Source organism: Gandjariella thermophila, assembly GCF_005405885.1.
In the GTDB taxonomy this organism is placed as follows: Bacteria; Actinomycetota; Actinomycetes; order Mycobacteriales; family Pseudonocardiaceae; genus Gandjariella; species Gandjariella thermophila.
Window position 1 is genome coordinate 1 of sequence record NZ_BJFL01000057.1, and the last position, 18,169, is coordinate 18,169.

6 protein-coding genes are annotated in these 18,169 nt (G+C 68.1%); 5 read left to right on the plus strand and 1 reads right to left on the minus strand.

Features of this window, described 5'->3' with window-relative positions; all coding sequences use genetic code 11:
* Positions 1–484: 484 nt before the first annotated feature.
* Positions 485–2,596 carry a DUF262 and DUF1524 domain-containing protein gene (locus FFT21_RS26800; RefSeq protein ID WP_137816708.1) on the minus strand — a complete coding sequence of 704 codons (2,112 nt, stop codon included), beginning with the start codon at positions 2,594–2,596 and terminating at the stop codon, positions 485–487.
* 492 nt (positions 2,597–3,088) lie between these two features.
* Here FFT21_RS26800 and pglW point away from each other — a divergent pair, with 492 nt between their 5' ends.
* The 5 genes from pglW to FFT21_RS26825 all read left to right on the plus strand — a co-directional run.
* Complete coding sequence (gene pglW, locus FFT21_RS26805; protein WP_225978797.1) at positions 3,089–7,465, plus strand: BREX system serine/threonine kinase PglW; 4,377 nt, start codon at positions 3,089–3,091, stop codon at positions 7,463–7,465.
* Positions 7,466–7,501: 36 nt separating this feature from the next.
* Positions 7,502–11,125: a BREX-2 system adenine-specific DNA-methyltransferase PglX gene (gene pglX, locus FFT21_RS26810; protein WP_192909774.1), complete on the plus strand. Its 3,624-nt coding sequence runs from the start codon at positions 7,502–7,504 to the stop codon at positions 11,123–11,125.
* A 7-nt stretch (positions 11,126–11,132) separates the two neighbouring features.
* Positions 11,133–14,924, plus strand: a complete 3,792-nt coding sequence (locus FFT21_RS26815) for a DUF6079 family protein (protein WP_137816710.1) — start codon at positions 11,133–11,135, stop codon at positions 14,922–14,924.
* Positions 14,924–17,650, plus strand: a complete 2,727-nt coding sequence (pglZ, locus tag FFT21_RS26820) for a BREX-2 system phosphatase PglZ (RefSeq protein ID WP_137816711.1) — start codon at positions 14,924–14,926, stop codon at positions 17,648–17,650. Before FFT21_RS26815 ends, pglZ begins: the two co-directional genes overlap by 1 nt.
* A gap of 28 nt (positions 17,651–17,678) precedes the next feature.
* A partial coding sequence (locus FFT21_RS26825; protein WP_264081680.1) for a reverse transcriptase domain-containing protein occupies positions 17,679–18,169 on the plus strand: 491 nt, incomplete at its 3' end.

Consider the following 18,169-nt stretch of genomic DNA (forward strand, 5'->3'; position numbering starts at 1 on the left):
CCATGATGGCAGGGCAGGCACGGTCTCTCCTGTGATCACGAAGCGTCAGCAACTTCATGATCACCGAGCCCGTGCCTGTGCCACATCCGGGGTCAGCGCACCACTCCAATCTGCGCGACCTCTAAGCCCGTGGCGCCCGTGTTTCAGGCCCCTGGGACGTCGCCGACGTCGCCGACCCGCGGAACCGGGCGCAACCGGGACAGCTGACGACGCATGATGGCGCCGCGAAGACCGTCCCGCGACGGGACCGCTGATGATCTCCTGCGGGCTCGCTGGGTACGGGCCTGGGCGCCATCAAAGGCCGTGCTGACCGTGGCCGGCGAACGGCCCGTCGAAGGCACCGGACTCGCGGCGGTCTCACCGGGCCAGGTGCCGAAGCGCGGCGTGGAGCGGCCCGCCAACCGCCGAGACCGTTCGTGGACAACGGTGTCCGCAAGAAGAGGAGACGACCGAATCCACAGTTGGTGTTGGCGTGGCGCAGGAGTCATCCCGCAGGGTCAGCACCGTTGCTCAGCTGACGCTCCAAGGCCTGCCGCACGAGCCCTAGGACGTACGGAATATCCTTCTCAGACGTCAAACCGACCTCAACGTCGCCGTTTCCCCAACGGCCGAGATTGGTCACGTCATTCGCCATTCCTCTCGGGTCCAACAGCTCTGGAAAGGGCATGTTTATGGACAGCCGCAGACGGCTAGCCTGCGGTACGACGTCGACCACATTCGTCTCCGCCTTGTACGCGATGTACAGCTTCAGAATCTCCTCTGTGATGTTCGGGTCCATTCCAAGCAGCGCGGAACGTAGTGTGTCGAAGAGGAGGCGCATTGGCCGGCCAGCCGCCAGGTAAGGATGGTCGTCCAGACCATACGTTGAGTCGGTCATCTTGGTGGTAGGGCGATAGGCTGCCAGAACGTCCTCATCCAGCCTCGGCTGCTTCCACACGCGTGTGGCGATCTCGGCAAGTCGGGCAGCCCGTGCGTCAATGGCGGCCTCATCCCAGCGCTGCACCGCCCCAAGCCCCTGGTTGAGACGAAGCGGGCTCTCCCTGAACCCTCCTCGCATGTCGCGCTTCTCGGTGAACGTGCGGTCGCTGTACTCGCTGTTGTAGCCCGTGAGCGTCAGGTTGCCCAAGGTGTGCAGTTTGGTCTTGTGGACGCGTTCCCAGTCTGGACCGAGATCCCGCTTCCATTGTTCGGAGAGGTTAACGTTTTGCGGCATGATGTGCTCGATGGTGTACTCGTCGACGAATACGCGCTCTTTCCGCCCGAAGTTCTCGAGTCTGCGTAGCCAGTAGCTGCGACGTGGCAAGTTGTACATGTCGCGGATAACCAGTTCGCGTTCGAATTCCTCATCGTTGGGAAAGCGGCGATACGATGGCAAGAACATGAAGCCTGCTTGGATACTCTCCAGGTAGCGGTCCTTTTTGAGTGAACGCCCGAATGTGGCGAAGGTCTTGTTGAGTGAGTTGGTTGGGATGGCGCAGATCGCCCGTCGGAAGACGTAGGACTCCATCAGCCGAAGCGCCTGGATGAAGTCGTCTCGTGGAAGCACTTCGGCCTCGTAGTCGCGGTACAGCTCAAGGAGCAGCGGATAGGCTACCTCGACCTTCAACTCGCGGAGGTCCTGGAAGGCTTCACCGAGCGCCTTGTCGGTTTCGCTGCCGATGGCCATGGCGCAGTAGTAGCGGGCGTATGTATGAACGTCCGCGACGAGCGCATCGACACCAGCTGCAGCCACAGTCGGCTGGCGCGCATAGCGCTTGAAGGCCTCATAGACGGCGCGAACATTGGGGATATCGCCCGTCTTAACTGTCAGGTAGTGGCGCATAAAGGAATCAAAGTAGGAACCGTAGGCTTCCTGGCCGAAGCCGAGCTCCATCGGGCGCCAGTGACGCTCGTACAGTTCCGTCTGATGTGACGGCTCCAAACCCATCAGGACGTAATTCCGGATCAGATCTGCCTGGCTGAGCTCGCGGCCGGTGGAGTTCATGCTCTCAAAGATCAGCTGCGGGTTGTCCTGCTCGCGGTTGAGTGCCACGTCGACAATAACCAGCTTGCTCAAACCTCGGCAAAGGTCGGCGAAGTCGCCGCCGAGCGCCTTCACCTTTCGCTCGAAGAGGTCAAAGTTCTGCTCGATCCGGAGGGATCTTCCCTCTGGCAACGGCTGCTGCTGCACCAACGCCTTCAGGCTGTCCCTGTCGGTCTGCGTTAGAAGTAACTTGAACGCTTTCTCGCCGTCCTCCAGAGGATTAAGCAGGTAGTAGCTACGGATCTTCTTTGCCGAGAACCCTTCGATAGGCTCCTGGCCGCCCAGGTGCCTCGACAGGGCCTCCAGCACGAGCATCACCGTTGTCAGGCGCTGCTGGCCGTCAATGACCAGTAGCGGTGACTGGCTCGACACCTGGTACAGGCTTTTTTCGACGTAGACCACGGAGCCGACAAAGTGAGCGCTGATGTCTGCATTCTGGCCAGCACGCATGATGTCCGACCATAGCTGGAGGCACTCTTTGTCGGTCCAGCTGTAAGTCCGCTGATAGATCGGAATAACGAACTGTGGCGACTTCTTTAGAAACTGCAGCAGTGATGCTTCGGTTGCCTTCATGTAACCAGTTAACCATCGCAATCGTCGTTGATTTAGTTGCTTTACTTCAAGCTCTGCCGTTGCAAATGATGATCACGGATGCCTCGCGGGCCTCTCACCCGCAACACCGACGCCCTACCCGAAGTCTGTACGTCGTAGGGGCGACGGCCGGCGGGCGGACGGTTTCGCAGCGGTTTGTTCCTCTCCAACTCGTCAGGCTTACAAGATCATCGTGATGGTCGCAGATGTCGATCGCGGAAGGGTCACGGTGGGGCGCACAGGGCGGCACCCGCAATACGACATTCGGGTCGCGACGTTCTGCGGGCCCGTACCTCTTGGCGGCCCCTTGCCACTCTCCGTATGTCGCGTCCGCGTAGCTGTAACACGACAGACAGTGATGGCGACGTGACCCATCGGTGGGATTGGCAGCCGCACGGGTTCGCACGATCCTCTGAGTGAGTGCATGCAGTAACAGTGATCTCGCGTGGAGCTACCGGATCGGGGAGGGTGGCCGTGGTGCCTGCCAGTGGTACGGGTGGACCCAAGCCCGGTCCGCCGCCTGCCCGGCAGCGTTGGTTCCAGGAGCGGCAGTCCGAGTACGCGCATGAGCAGGACGGGCTGGACCACGTCAGGCGCCTGATGCCCAACGCGGAGCCCTATCGGGCCTGGGCGACGTTCTCCTTCACGGCCGCCTCCGGGCGCATCAACGAGTGCGACCTGTTGATCGCCGTTCCTGGCGGCCTGTACCTGGTGGAGCTGAAGGGCCATCCCGGCCATGTGGTCAACAGCGGGGAGACCTGGACGTTCCGGCCGCCGGAGAGCAAGCGGGTGCTGACGCTGCGCAACCCGTTGCACCTCACCGACCTCAAGTCGAAGGAACTCAAAGGCCGCCTGGAGTGGGCCGCCCGCCGCCTGCGCATCAGCCAGCGCATCCCGCGGGTGGAGCCGGCGGTGTTCCTGTCCGCGCCCGGTCTGGTCGCGGACCTGGACGAGGTGCAGCGCACCCGCGTCTACGGCCGCGACGACGACTCGACCGGGCTCCCCTGGATCTGGCGAGACCTACTCGCCCGGCCGCCGCAGCGCGAGCAGCAACGCATCACCCCCGCCTTCTCCGAGCACATTCTTCCCAAGCTGCTGCAGGAAATCGGCATCCGCGCGTCGACCGCGCATCTGCGGTTCGGCGACGACTGGATGCTGCGGGCCGAGCCGCTGGACGCCGGTCGCACCTGGGAGGACCGGCTCGCCGAGCGCCGCGGCATCGTCCGGGAGGAGGGCCGGGTCCGGATCTACCTCACCGCGCAGCAGGCCACCGACGAGGTCAGGCAGTCGGTGGAGCGCGCCGCGCGGCGGGAGTACCAGGTGCTGCAGGGCATCAACCACCGCGGAATCGCGCAGGCGGTGGAGATCCGCGAGCACCAGGGCGGGCCGGCGATCCTGTTCCGCCACCGGGCCGCCGACCTGCGGCTGGACTCCTATCTCGCGGTCCACGGCGATCGGCTCACTCCCGAGGTGCGGCTGGACCTGGTGCGCCAGCTCGCCGAGGCCCTCCGCTACGCGCACGGCCACTCGCTGTACCACCGGGCGCTGGCGGCCCGGTCGGTGTACGTCTCGGCCAAGGACGACGGGTTCAACCCGGTGCTGCGGATCATCGACTGGCAGTCGGCGGCGCGGGACTTCGACACCACCGGGATGTCGTCGATCGGCAACTCGACGCTCACCGGCCAGCATCTCGCGGACGTGGCCGAGGTGTACCTCGCTCCCGAGTTCGACACCCCGTTCCCCGACCCGGTCGACCTGGACGTGTTCGGGCTCGGCGCCGTGTCGTACCTGATTCTCGCCGGTCAGCCGCCCGCGTTGGAACGCAGCGGCCTGCTCGATCGGCTGACCGCGGACGGCGGCCTGCACCTGTACGCGGTGGCCGATGGCGTCTCCGACGAGTTGGACGCCCTGATCTACCAGGCGACCCGCAAGGAGGTCGACAGCCGGTTCGCCTCGGCCGAGGCGTTCCTCGACGCGCTGGACCGCATCGAACAGGAAACGCCCACGCCGGAACCGTCCGTGCCGACGGTCGACCCGCTGACCGCCATGCCGGGGCAGATCCTCGACGGCGAGTGGACGGTCAAGCGGGTGCTGGGCACCGGCGCCACCGCCCGCGCGTTGCTGATGGAACGCGAGGACGAGGACGAGAACGGCGATCTCCACCCGCGGCGCAGGGTGCTCAAGATCGCGCTCGATGAGGAGAAGGCCGCCCGCCTGCACGCGGAGGTCAAGGCGCTGGAGCTGGTGGGCGGCGGCGTGGTGGTGAAGCTGCTCGGCGGCCCGCGCCAGCTCGCCGGCCGGACCGCGATCGACCTCGAGTACGCCGGCGACCGCTCGCTCGGTGCGCGGCTGCGCGCCGAAGGCCGGCTCACCTACCACGAACTGGAGCGCTTCGGCGGCGACCTGTTCACCGCGCTGGACCAGCTCGCCGGCAAGGGCGTGCGGCACCGCGACATCAAGCCGGACAACTTCGGGGTGTTCCAGCGTGCCGACCGGTCGTGGCAGCTCATGCTGTTCGACTTCTCGCTCGCCGACATCTCCGAACGGGACGTCAAGGCCGGCACCCGCGGCTACCTCGACCCGTTCCTGGGCACGGTGCGCCGACCCGCATTCGACGACCACGCCGAGCGCTACGCCGCCGCGGTCACGTTGCACGAGATGGCCTCGGGGGAGCGGCCGGTCTGGGGCGACGGCGCCAGCGACCCGCGGATGAGCGACGACGAGTGGCCCGCCGTGGCCACCGAGGCGTTCGAACCGGCCCTCGCCGACGGGTTGACCGAGTTCTTCCGCCGCGCCTTCCACCGGGACGTCGACCAGCGGTTCGACACGGTGCGGCAGATGCACGACGCGTGGCGAGCGGTGTTCACGGCGGCCGACGCCACCGCCCCCGCCACCACGCCGGCGACCGTGGGGCTGGAGGCGCAGAACCTGGAGGAGACGCGCGACGCGCACGCCGCCGCCGCCGATCTGAGCACCCCGCTGGAGGCGGCGGGCCTGTCGCCGCGCGCCGTGTCGGTCGCCCATTCCTTCGGGGCGGCCACCGTGGGCGAGCTGCTGGACGTGCCGCTGCACCAGATCGCGAAGGCGCGCGGCGCCGGCGCGGTGATCCGCAAGGAACTCAACCGCCGCCACAAGCAGTGGTCGGCCCGGCTCGCGCACGCCGCCGAACCGCACGCCACCCCGGAGCCGGCCGGCCGGCAGCGCACCGAGATGCCGGCGGGCCCGTTGACCGTGCAGGAGATGGCCGGCCTGCTCACTCCATCCCGCGGCCGCAAGGGATCGAGCAAGACCGACGTCGCCCGGCACACCCTCGGCCTGCCGGACTCCTCGGGCATCTCCGCGCCGTGGCCGACCCAGGTCGAGGTCGCCAAGCGACTCGGCGTCACGCAGGCGACCGTCTCCCGGCAGCAGCAGGCCCTCGCCAAGGAATGGGCCGCCGCCGCGTGGCTGCCGGGCATCCGGGACGAACTCGTCGAGATCGTCACCGACGGCGGGCGCATCATGACCGCGCACGAGCTTGCCGCCGCGCTCCGCGCCCGGCACGGCGCCGGCGAGAACACCCCGCGGCACACCATGGCGAAGGCACTCGCCGTCGTCCGGGCCGCCGTCGAGGCGGAGATCTGGGACGGACTACACCGGGCGAACGTCGAAGACGGCGACGACGGCCCCCGGCTGGCCGTGCTGCGCCGCGCCCAGCACGTCCTCGTCGCGTTGGAGTCGCTGCCCGGCGCCGACGACCCGAGCGCCCCCGAACTCGCCGACTACGCCGAGCTGCTGGGCCGCCGCGCCGACGAGCTGACCCGGCAGGACCCGCTGCCCGGGCGCGGCGTCGTGGTGCGCGAGCTGCGGGCGGTGACCGCGCCGGAGGGCCTCGATCCGCTGGCCGACACCCGACTCGTCGCCCTCGCCGCGGCCGCCTCCCAGCAGGCCGCCGCCTCGCCCCGCCTGGAGCTGTACCCCCGCGACCTCGACCTCGCGAAGGCGTTGCGGATCTCGCAGGCGGCCGCGGGCGTGCGCCGGGAACCCGGCATCAGCGTGGACGAGCTGCTGGCCCGCGTCCGCTCGCGCTTCCCCGAGGTGGCCATCGACCCGCGGCTGACGCACGTGCGGGTCGAGGAAGCCCTCAAGGCGGCGGGTTTCCCGCTGGAATACGACCCGGCCGCCCGGCGCTTCCGGCCACCGGCCCCCGAAGTGTCCTGGGTCGCCAGCTCGTCGAGCACCTCGCTGAGCGCGCACACCCGGATGACCGCGATGGGTCTCGACCCGCAGACCGCCCTGGAACGCAAGCTCGCCGACGCGGTACAGCGCGGCGGCTTCCTGGCGCTCGCCCTGCGCGGCCGCAACCTCCCCGGCGCCGCCCGGGCGATCGCCGAGCGGTACCCGGTGACCCAGATCGACCTGGGCCGGGTGTTCCTGCGGGAGTTCCGTGGCCTGGCCGCCGAGCACGGCCAGGACTGGAACAAGGTGCTCACCATCGACGCCCGGTTCAGCGAGACCGGCCAGATCTCCCGCGGGCTCGCCTCCTACGTGCGGACGACGTGGACCCGGGTGGAGCACCAGCTTGTGGACCTGGCCGCGCGCGAGAAGACGGTGCTGTTCCTGCACGATGCTGGACTGCTCGCCCGGTACTTCGACGACGGCGGCCGGGACCTGCTCACCCGGCTGCAGAACGCCGCCCGGCGCCCGGCAGACGATCCGCACGGGCTGTGGCTGCTCTGCCCGGCCGAGTCCGAACTGGACACGCCGCGGCTCGAGAACCGCACCGTCGAAGTCCTCGACGCCTCCGAGCGTGCCGTGCTCAGTCGTTCCTTCCTCGACGCCCTCCGCGGCGTCTCGGACCACGCCGCCTGACCGGCTTTCGTGCACGTAAGGAAAGAAGGGAACGCCGTGGTAGCTCCGCATGGCGATGCGCTCTCCAACCTGGTGAAGGACCTGCGCCGGCAGGTCACCGCGCTCGAGGACGACCTGCGAACCCGCAGCGAGGAGCCCGAGTTCGCCGACGCGCTGGCGCGCGAGTACCAGGTGGCCATCGACGCCAAGCGCACCGCGGCGACCTATGAATCCTGGCGGGACGAGCGCATCACCCAGATCGCCGCCGCCTGGGTGCTCAGCACCGTGTTCGTCCGCTACTGCGAGGACAACGACCTCATCGAATGGCCGTTCATCGCCGGCCCGGGTGAGCGCCTGGCCGAGGCCGAGGAACGCCACGAGGCGTTCTTCCGCGAGCAGCCGCAACTCAACGACCGCGACTGGCTGGTGGCCGCCTTCGATTACCTCGCCGCCACCAATCCCACCGTCGCCGGCCTGTTCGACAGGCGCCACAACCCGCTGTGGGAGGTCACCCCGTCGTTCGAGGCCGCCACCGCGCTGCTGACCTTCTGGCGTCGCCGCGACGACGAGGGCAAAATCCGCTACGACCTCACCCGCTGGGACACCCGCTTCCTCGGCGACCTGTATGAAGAACTTTCCGAGTACGCGCGGAAACACTACGCATTGCGGCAGACCCCGGATTTCGTCCAGGAGTTCATCCTCGACCTCACTTTGGAACCGGCCGTCAAGGAGTTCGGGCTGAACGGGCTGCGCACGATCGACCCGGCCTGCGGCTCTGGCCACTTCCTACTCGGCATCTTCCACCGCCTGCTTGCCAAGTGGCGCAACGCTGCGCCCGGCACCGACGACTGGGAATTGGTTCGACGCACGCTCAATTCTGTGCACGGTTGCGATAAGAATCCGTACGCTTCGCTTATTGCCAGATTTCGTTTGCTGGTGGAAGCGCTTCGCGAGGCAGGTGGGCGCTCGCTACGGGCTGCTCCCAGGTTCCCGATCAATGTTGCGGTTGGAGATTCCTTGATCCACGGACGAGGGGCGCCGGGAATACAATCTGAACTATTTGCGGCTCCGCACACATATGCTGTTGAGGACGTATACGAGTATGTCAGGTTGTGCGACATGCTCGGGCGATTCACCTACCATGTAGTAGTAGCAAATCCACCGTATATTCCAGCGCAAGACAAGCAAGAGAACGAGAATTACCGCGAACTCTACAAATCGTGCTCAGGTAAGTACGCGCAGACGATCCCGTTTGCGGAGCTCCTCTTCCATTTGGCGATTCGCGCTCGCGGTGATAATCGTGCCGCTGGCTTTGTTGGCCAAATCACTGCAAACTCTTTCATGAAACGCGAGTTTGGTAGGAAGCTGATCGAGGAATTCTTCCCGACGGTTCATTTGACACACGTCATCGACACCTCCGGCGCATACATTCCTGGTCACGGCACGCCGACGGTGATTATGGTGGGCCGAAACCACTTCACTAGCTTAAGCCAACCCGTCCGTGCCGTGCTTGGTGTACGCGGGGAGCCAACCAAGCCGGATGTTCCATCAAAAGGCTTGGTTTGGTCCGCCATCGTGAACCAAGTTAACGACCCAGGGAGCGAGTCGGAGTGGGTCAGTGTTGAGGACGCAGGCCGAGCTGGATTCCAACGCCACCCGTGGAGCCTCGGTGGCGGTGGCGCTGGCCAATTGACCGAAAGACTAAATAAGCGTCCACACCGCCTCGGGCAGCAGGCCCAGAGGCTCGGTGTCTTTGGTATGACGAATGCCGACGAGGTCATGCTCGCCCCGCGGGAATCATTTGTTCGCCGGGTGGGAGAAACTCCTCTCGTTAAGCAACTTCTGCTTGGTGATGAGATAAGAGATTGGCTTGCCGCGGGTGACACATTCAGCTTCTTTCCGTACACCGCCGATTTGTCGCTTGTGCGTTCGGAGGCGCTAGGAAAGCTTACCTATTGGATGTGGCCCTGTCGTACTGTGTTGGGAAATCGAGCCACTTTCTCAAAGGGTACCTATTTTAGCGATGGCCGGCCGTGGTATGAGTGGCATCAGTTGACAGGTGACCCGCATGGTCACCCGTGGTTCATTACCTACGCATTCGTGGCGACGCATAATCATTTTGTATTGGATCGTGGCGGGAAGGTGTTCAATCGTTCGGCGCCGGTTATTAAATTGCCGGAGGGGGCGATTGAGGATGAGCACTTGGAGTTGCTGGGGGTACTCAACTCGTCCACGGCGTGCTTCTGGCTGAAGCAGGTCTGCCACAACAAGGGCGAAGGCGGCGGTGCGCGTGTGGATGCTGGTTACGCGGCGCTAGGCAGTGAAGCGTGGAAGAACACTTACGAGTTCACGGGGACGAAGCTGCAGGAGTTTCCGTTGCCGGCGGAGTTGCCGCTGGACCTTGGGCGCCGGCTAGACCGGTTGGCGCAGGACTTGGCGAAGCAGGAGCCGTCGGCAGTGTGCGGGCGGGCCACGCCGACCAGGGAGGCGCTAGACGGCGCTCGCGCCGAGCACGCGCGCATCCGGGGGCGAATGATTGCGTTGCAGGAGGAGTTGGACTGGCAGGTGTACGGGCTGTACGGCCTGCTTAACGACTCCGAGGTTGGCCAGCTCATGGCGTCCGATATGGACAGTGTGCCCGAGGTCAAGTTGGGGGAGCGGGCGTTCGAGATCGTGTTGGCGCGCAAGGCGGCCAACAACGAGATCGAGACCGCGTGGTTCAAGCGGCACGGGTCGGCGCCGATCACCGAGATTCCGAGCCACTGGCCGGAGTGGTACCGGCAGATCGTCCAAGCTCGGATCGACACGATCGAGAAGCGGCGGGACATCGCGTTGATCGAGCGGCCGGAGTGCAAGCGGCGGTGGGCGACCCAGCCATGGGAGAAGAAGGAAGCCGAAGCGCTGCGGACGTGGTTGCTGGACCGCTGCGAAAGAGAGGACGTCTGGTTTGCTCTGCGCGACGGCATCCGCCAACCCCGGACGCTGACCGTCAACCAGCTTGCCGATGCGTTCCGGGACGACGCCGACATGCACGGCGTAGCCCAGCTTTACGCCACCGACCATCTCGGCAAGCGGGACCTCACTCTGGCCCAGATCCTCGAAACGATTGTCGCCGACCAGCACGTGCCCTACCTGGCCGCCCTGCGCTACAAGGATTCCGGGCTGCGCAAGCGGAAGCAGTGGGAGCGGGTCTGGGAGCAGCAGCGCGCGGAGGACCGCACCGGCAAGCGGCTCAACATTCCCGTGCCACCGAAGTACACCACCGCCGATTTCCGCAGGACCAGCTACTGGGCGCAGCGCGGCAAGCTGGACGTGCCCAAGGAGCGGTTCATCTCCTACCCGGACGCCAACCCCGACTCCGATCCGACGCTGCTGCTCGGCTGGGCCGGTTGGGATCACAAGGACCAGGCGCAGGCGCTGGTGAACGTCGTCAACGACCGCACCGAGCAGGCCGGTTGGGGCGCCGACCCGCTCACGCCGTTGCTGGCCGGGTTGGCCGAGGTGATGCCGTGGGTGCACCAGTGGCACGTCGAGTACGACGAGGAGTGGGGCGGGACGCCGGCCGAGGAGTACCAGGCGTTCCTGGACGAGCAGCGGGCCAAGTACCACCTGACCGAGCACGACCTTCGGGCCTGGCGTCCGGCGCCGAGCACCCGCGGCCGCAAAGCCAAGAAGGGCTGATGCAGCAGTGACGACCAACGAACCCCTGCTGCGGGATGTCATCGAGATCCCGGAATCGGTGCACGCCGGCGACTTCAAGGTTGAGCTGTCCGGCGGGTTCACCGAGACCGAGGCGCGCGTCAACGAGTACGTCGTCACCGACCAGCTTCGGGACGCCTTCCGCAAGGCGCTGTCCATCGTGCGCGCGGCGATGCGGGACGGCAGCTCGCATGCCGCCTACCTGCACGGCTCGTTCGGCTCGGGAAAGAGCCACTTCCTGACCGTGCTGCACGCCGTGCTCAACGACGACCCGGCCGCCCGGAAGAAGCCCGGCCTGCAGCCGATGATCGCCGAGCACGACGAATGGCTGCGCGGCAAGAAGTTCCTCATGGTGCCCTACCACCTGGTCGGTGCCGCGGACATCGACTCGGCCATCCTCGGCGGGTACGTCAACACCGTCCGCAAGCTCCACCCCGACCAGCCCACCCCACCGGTCTACCGGTCCGACGCGATGCTCGACGACGCCCGCAGGCAGCGCGAGTTCCTCGGCGACGACCGCCGGTTCGCCGAGTGGCTGGGCGCGGGCGCGCCCGCGGTGGCCGGTGACCCCGACGACCTCGAACCCATCGACGCCGGCCCGGGCTCCGGGTGGAGCAGCGCGGACCTCGACCGCGCCTTCGCCGCCCCGGCCGGCGATCCGCTGCGCGACGCCCTGGTGTCCGCGCTGCTGTCCGGGCCGATGTCGTCCTACATCCGTGGCGCGGCCGGCGACGCGGACGCGTTCATCCCGCTGGAAAACGGATTGGCCGTGCTCGCCCGGCACGCCCAGCAGCTCGGCTACGACGGCCTGATCCTGTTCCTGGACGAGCTGATCCTGTGGCTACAAGCCCACATGTCCGACCAGCAGTTCGTCAACAACCAGGTGTCCAAGCTGGTCAAGCTGATCGAGTCGGGCGAGGCCAACCGTGTGCTGCCGATTGTGTCGTTCATCTCGCGGCAGCGCGATCTGTCCAAACTGGTCGGTGAGGACGTCACCGGCGCGGACGTGAAGAACCTGGAGGCGCAGGTCGAATACCTGGCCGGCCGGTTCGACGTGGTCAACCTCGAAGACCGCAACCTGCCGGCGATCATCAAGGAGCGGGTGCTCAAGCCGAAGCCCGAGGGGCGGGCGGCGCTGGAGGCGGCGTTCGCGTCGATCGAGTCCACCAGCCCGGAGGTCAAGGACACCCTGCTGGACGCCAACGGCGCGACCGGGGCGGACTGGAGCGACTTCCGCGAGGTCTACCCGCTCTCGCCCGCCCTGCTCAACGTGCTGGTCGCGCTGTCCGGGGCGCTGCAGCGCGAACGCACCGGGCTCAAGTTGCTGCAGGAGATGCTGTACCGGCGGCGCAACGACTTCCGGCTCGGCCAGCTCATCCCGCTCGGCGACCTGTGGGACGTGCTCGCCGACGGCACGGGCGAGGCCTTCACCGACCGGTTGACCCGCGAGGCCGAGGCCGCGCAGCGCTTCTACGCCAAGGCCCGGGCGTTTCTGCTGGCGAAGTACGGCAGCGAGACCGACCAGCGGTTCGTCGCCGACGACCGGCTGGTCAAGACGCTGCTGCTGGCCACGCTGGCGCCGAGCGTGCCGGCGCTGTCCCGGCTGACCGGAAAGCGGTTGGCGGCGCTGAACCACGGGTCGATCCGCTCGCGCACCGTACAACCGGGGTCGGTCGTCGTTGCCCGGCTGCGCGAGTTGCAGGCCGAGTTCGGTGAGCTGCGCGCGGACGGCGACGAGGATCCGGTATTCGCCCTGCATCTGTCCGATCTGGACGTCGAGCCGCTGCTCGACGCGGTCGGCGAACAGGACAGCGTCGGCGCCCGCCGCATCTGGATCAAGAAGCAGTTGTGGGCGGCGCTCGGGGTCGCCGACCGCGGGGAGTTTGTCTGCGAGCGCGAGGTGGTGTGGCGGGGCACCCGGCGCACCGCGGAGTTCGTGTTCGCCAACGTGCGGGACAGCCACGACATTCCGGATCAGCAGTTCGGGCCCAGCGTCGACGGGCGGGCGCGTTTCGTCCTGGACTACCCGTTCGACGTGCCGGGCGAGTACCCGAGCGACGACGCCGGGCGGGTGCACCGGCTGCGGTGGGACGGCGTCGAGGCGTCCACAATCGTGTGGCTGCCGCACTTCCTGTCCCCGCAGAAGTCCGCCCAGCTCGGCCGGCTGCTGAAGATCCAGTACCTGCTGGAGCGCGACCGGCTGGACGACTACGCGTCCCACCTGTCCGCGGACGACCGGGTACGGGTGCGGCACCAGTTGCAGGCCCAGCACGACAACCTCACCTCGCAGCTCACCGCGGCCCTGCAACAGCTCTACGGCATCGCCCGCGCCGACGAGGGAACCATCGGGTCGGCGGTCGGCGACGACGGCCACGTGCTCTCGCTGCTGCCCGGGCACACCCCGCGGTTGGAGGGCGGCGCCGGGTTCGAGTACAACATGCTGTCGCTGTGCGACGGGGTGTTCGACGCGCTGTATCCCAAGCATCCCAACTTCGACCCGACCGGCAACCGCAAACCCGTCACCACCAGCGAGCTGCGGACCGTGCTGGGTTGGATCACGAAGGCCATGGAGGACGGCAGGCAGCGGGTCGTGGTGGACCGCAACCAGTTGGCGCTGGTGAAGCGGATCGTGCACCCGTTGGACCTGGGCGAGGTCAGCGACGGACCGCTGAACCTGTCCACCGAGTGGCGCCGGCGCATCGAGCAGTACGCCGCGCAGCACGGCAAGACCGGCGACTACCCGGTGGAGGACATCCGATCCTGGATCGCCGCCATGGGCTACACCGGCCTGGACAAGGAGGTCGGCAACCTGATCATCGCCAGTTACGCGCTGCTGTCCGACCGCGCGTGGCTCTACCACGGCACGCCCGTGGACGCACCGGATCTGGCCAAGATCGGTACGGGGCACGTGCTCCGGGCACAGGAGATGCCCACGGCGGAGGAGTTCGCGGCCGCGCGCGATCGGACCGCAGCACTGTTCGGCCTGCACGTGTCCGACGTGCTGTTCGCCCGCAACGTCAACCGCCTGGCCCGTGACGTGCACGCCAGAGTGGGAGAGTTGCAGGCGGACGTCGACGGCGTGCGGCAGTCGTTGAACCGGCACGCCGCCGCGCTCGGCATCGACGCCGAGCAGGCGCCACGGGTGCGCACCGCGCGCGACGCCGCCGACCTGCTCGCCCGCCTGACCAACACCCGCGAACCCACCCCGCTGGTCCGCGAACTCGCCGGCGCCCGCTACGACGTCAGCGACCAGGTCCTCGGCGCGGCCATCGCCTCCGCCCCGGCCGTGCACAAGGCGCTCGACGCGGTAGAGTGGTCGCTACTGGAGTCGGTCCGCGGGTTCTCCGCGCGCGGTGACGACATCGGCGCACGCGCCCAGCGGGTGCTCACCGAACTGGCGGAGGCCGCCACCGCCGACGAGTTGGTCCGGCCGCTGGCGGGTGCGCTCGGCGACGTCTACCAGCGCTCCATCGCGCTGATCCGCGACGTGGCCCGGGAGAACGACAAGGATGGCCCGGGCGGCACGAAGGAACCGGTCCGGCCCGTGCCGGGGCCGGGCACGCGGGACGAGGTACGTAAGCCCGTCGACGGCCCCGGAGTGCGTGGCAACGGCCAGCCACCGTCGCAAGGAAGGGTGACGGCGAGCGTGGCCGAAGCCGCGCTGGCGAGCGTGGTCGGGGACATCGAGGCGCAGATCCGGGCGTATGCCAACCTTCACCCGCGGGCCAGGGTCGAGATCACCTGGCACGTGGTGGACGACAGCGGCGAGGCGGGACGCTGATGGCCGCACCTCCCGCCGTCAACCGGCGCATCGTGGAAGCCCTGGTCGAGAGCAGGTTGCCCGACCCGCGCGGCCGGCGGCTGCTGCTCGTGCACGGCCGCTACGAGGACACGCTGCCCGTCGAGTTCCGCGTGCACGTGGCCGGTTCGCCGCGCCGGGTCCGGGTCAGCGACCAGAACTCGGTGCTCGGCATCGTCGAGGCGTGGCAGGAGCACCTGGATGCCGATCCCGACGGGGACGACGTGCTCGTGGTGACCACCGGGTTGGCCGACGCCGCCCTGGGGTGGGACCTGCGCGGCTACGCGGTGCGCGGCGGCACGCAGACGGTGGACCGCCTGGAGATCATCAAACACCGCTTCACCGCCACCGACATCGACCCGCGCATCCGCACCGAGCCGTGGCTCGTGGACGCGCTTCTCGACGCGGAGCCGGCGACCGGTTGGCCGCGGGTGGGCTCGGTGCTCACCCGGGATGCGGCCGTGCGGGCGCTGATCTTGGCCCGGCTGGGTGAGGCGGAGTTCGGCAACGGCACCCTGGACGCCGGCACGCTGCTCGCCTGGTCACAGCGCGGGGCTGGCCCCGAGCGGTTCGCCGAGCTGCCCGCGCAGGAACGGGACGGGCTCACCGCGTGGCTCGCCGAGACCGTCGGGGACACCGCACGGGTGGTCATGGGCCTCGCCGCCGCCGGCAGAGCCGCGGACGTGCTCCCGCTCGGCCTGCTCGGCGCCGCCGCGACCCAGCGGGATGCCACGGCCGAAGCGGCGATGGCATTCGGCGGGCTGCTCGGCACGGTGCGGCCGCGCACCCCCGAGTTGCGGGTGTTCGTCGAGGCCGTCGAGGGAACCGTCGAGCGGTGGATCGGCCAGGCGGAGTCGGGCGGGCCGCACGGCGAGGCCGCTCGGCGACGGGTCCTGGACGTGCTCCGGCGGGCCGACGACCTGGCCGCGACCGCGGAGCTGAGCGCCGCCCTGGCCGGCAGCCGGTTCCTGCCGTCGGCGTTCCAAGCGCGGCTGCGCACCCTCGCCGGCACGCTGACGCCACGCCCCGACGCCGCGGCACTGTCCACGGCCGAGAACGCGCTGGTGTCCCTGACCGCACACGAGATGACGCGCCTGTTCCCCGAACGCCAACGGGCCGCGACCATGGCCGTCCGCCTCATGCGCTGGTTGGTCAGGCCGGAGGACACGATCGGATCGGTCGCCGAGGGCGTTCGCCGGCACATCGCCGAATGGGGCTGGGTCGATCGCGCGCTCAACGTGGTGTGGGCCGGCGACACCGGCGGCGATCCCGTGGTCGCCAACGCCTACCGCGCCGTCTACGAGGCCGCCCGAGCCCGCCGCGACACGCTGGACGAGGCGTTCGCCAGGCGACTGGTGACGTGGACGGCGCACGCCTCCACCCAGGCGCCGGGCGACTGCCTGCTCGTCGAGCAGGTGCTCGAGCGCGTCGCGGTCCCGCTGAGTGGGGAATCGGCGCCGCTGGTGGTGGTGCTGGACGGGATGAGCAGCGCCGTGGCCGCGCAACTGGGCGAGGCCCTGAACAGTCGGGTGTGGACGGAGGTGTCCCCGGAAGCCCGCCGCGCGTCGGCCGTCGCCGCGATCCCGTCGGTGACCCGCGTCAGCCGGGCCTCCCTCCTCACCGGCGTGCTGACCGAGGGAGATCAGGACGCCGAGCGGAAGGGGTTCGCCGCGTTCTGGCGGCGGCATCGCCGGGACGGCGTGCTGTTCCACAAGAAGGACCTCGCCGGCCATGCCGGTCACCGGCTCGCCGGCCCGCTGGTCGAGGCGCTCGCCGGGGACGCCGTGGTGGGCGTCGTGCTCAACACGATCGACGAGGCGCTGGACCACGGCCGGGAGGGTGACCGAACCGGCTGGCGGCTCACCGACCTGACGTACCTGCCGGAACTGCTGGACGCGGCCCGCGACTACGGCCGACCCGTCGTGCTCGTCGCCGACCACGGGCACGTGCTCGACCGCTCGTCCACTGAGGACGGTCCCACCGCCGCCTCCGGGGTGGAGGCGGCGCGGTGGCGCACCGGGAACGCCGAGGCCGGTGAGGTCGAACTGGCCGGACTCCGCGTCATCTACGGGGACGGGCGCGTGGTCGTGCCATGGCGGGAGGACATTCGCTACACCCCACGCAAGGCCGGCTATCACGGCGGCGCGTCGCTGGCCGAGATGACCGTGCCGGTGTTGACGCTGTTGCCGGCCGTCGACCTGCTGCCCTCGGGATGGTCGGTGCTGCCCCCGGAGTCGGTGGCCCCGGAGTGGTGGGCGCCACGCCACAAGCCTGCGCCCACGGTGATTCCCGCACCACCCGCCGGACGGAGGCCGGGCAGGAAGAAGCCTGCGCGGGAGGCGCCGGACGTCACGCCGCTGTTCACCGTCGAGGGTTCGACACCGACCGAGTCGGCCGAGACTCTGGGCACCCGCGTGGTCAACACCGAGGCCTACGCGGCCCAGCAGGCTTTCGTCCGCAGGCGGCCGGACAAGTCGGTCGTCGCCGCCGTCATCGACACCCTCATCGCAGCGGACAACCGGTTGTCGCTGACCGCTCTGGTGGCAAAGGCGGGCCGGGCCGGCCGCAACCCCGAAGGCTTCGCCGAGACGTTGCGGCGGCTGCTCAACGTCGAGGGCTATCCCGTGCTCTCCCTACAGGACGGCGGCCGGACCGTCGAACTCAACGTTGAGCTGCTCCGCCTGCAGTTTGGGGTGACCGCACCGTGAACCCGGTCAGGAGGCCGCGTTGAAGATCGTGCTCGAGCCGATCTTCGAGGCGGATATGCTGCCGTGCAGTTTCGGGTTTCGCCCGAAGCGTTCGGCGCACGATGCCCTGCAAGTTCTCATTGACGAGTCCTGGCGGGGCAAGCGGTGGGTGGTCGAGACGGACATCGCCAATTGTTTTTCGGCGATACCGCACGAGAAGTTGATGCAAGTGGTAGAGGAACGAATCAGCGACCAGGGCGTCCTGAAGCTGCTGCGCGCGATGCTGCGGGCGGGAGTGATGCAGGACGGGATGGTACGCCGTGAGGTGTCCGGAACCCCGCAGGGCGGTCCGGCATCGCCGTTGCTGTGCAACGTGTACCTGCACCGGTTGGACCGGGCATGGGACACGGGCGAGCACGGCGTGCTGGTGCGTTACTGTGATGACTTGGTCGTGATGTGCCAGTCACGGGAACAAGCCGAGGCTGCGTTAGAGCGGTTGTCGGTGTTGTTGGGTGAGCTTGGGTTGGAACTCAAGGCCGC

What these genes read in the sequence shown, in the direction of transcription:
- pglZ (WP_137816711.1), top strand. Translation starts at nt 14,924, where the DNA reads ATGGCCGCACCTCCCGCCGTCAACCGGCGCATCGTGGAAGCCCTGGTC.
- FFT21_RS26800 (WP_137816708.1), bottom strand. Translation starts at nt 2,596, where the DNA reads ATGAAGGCAACCGAAGCATCACTGCTGCAGTTTCTAAAGAAGTCGCCA.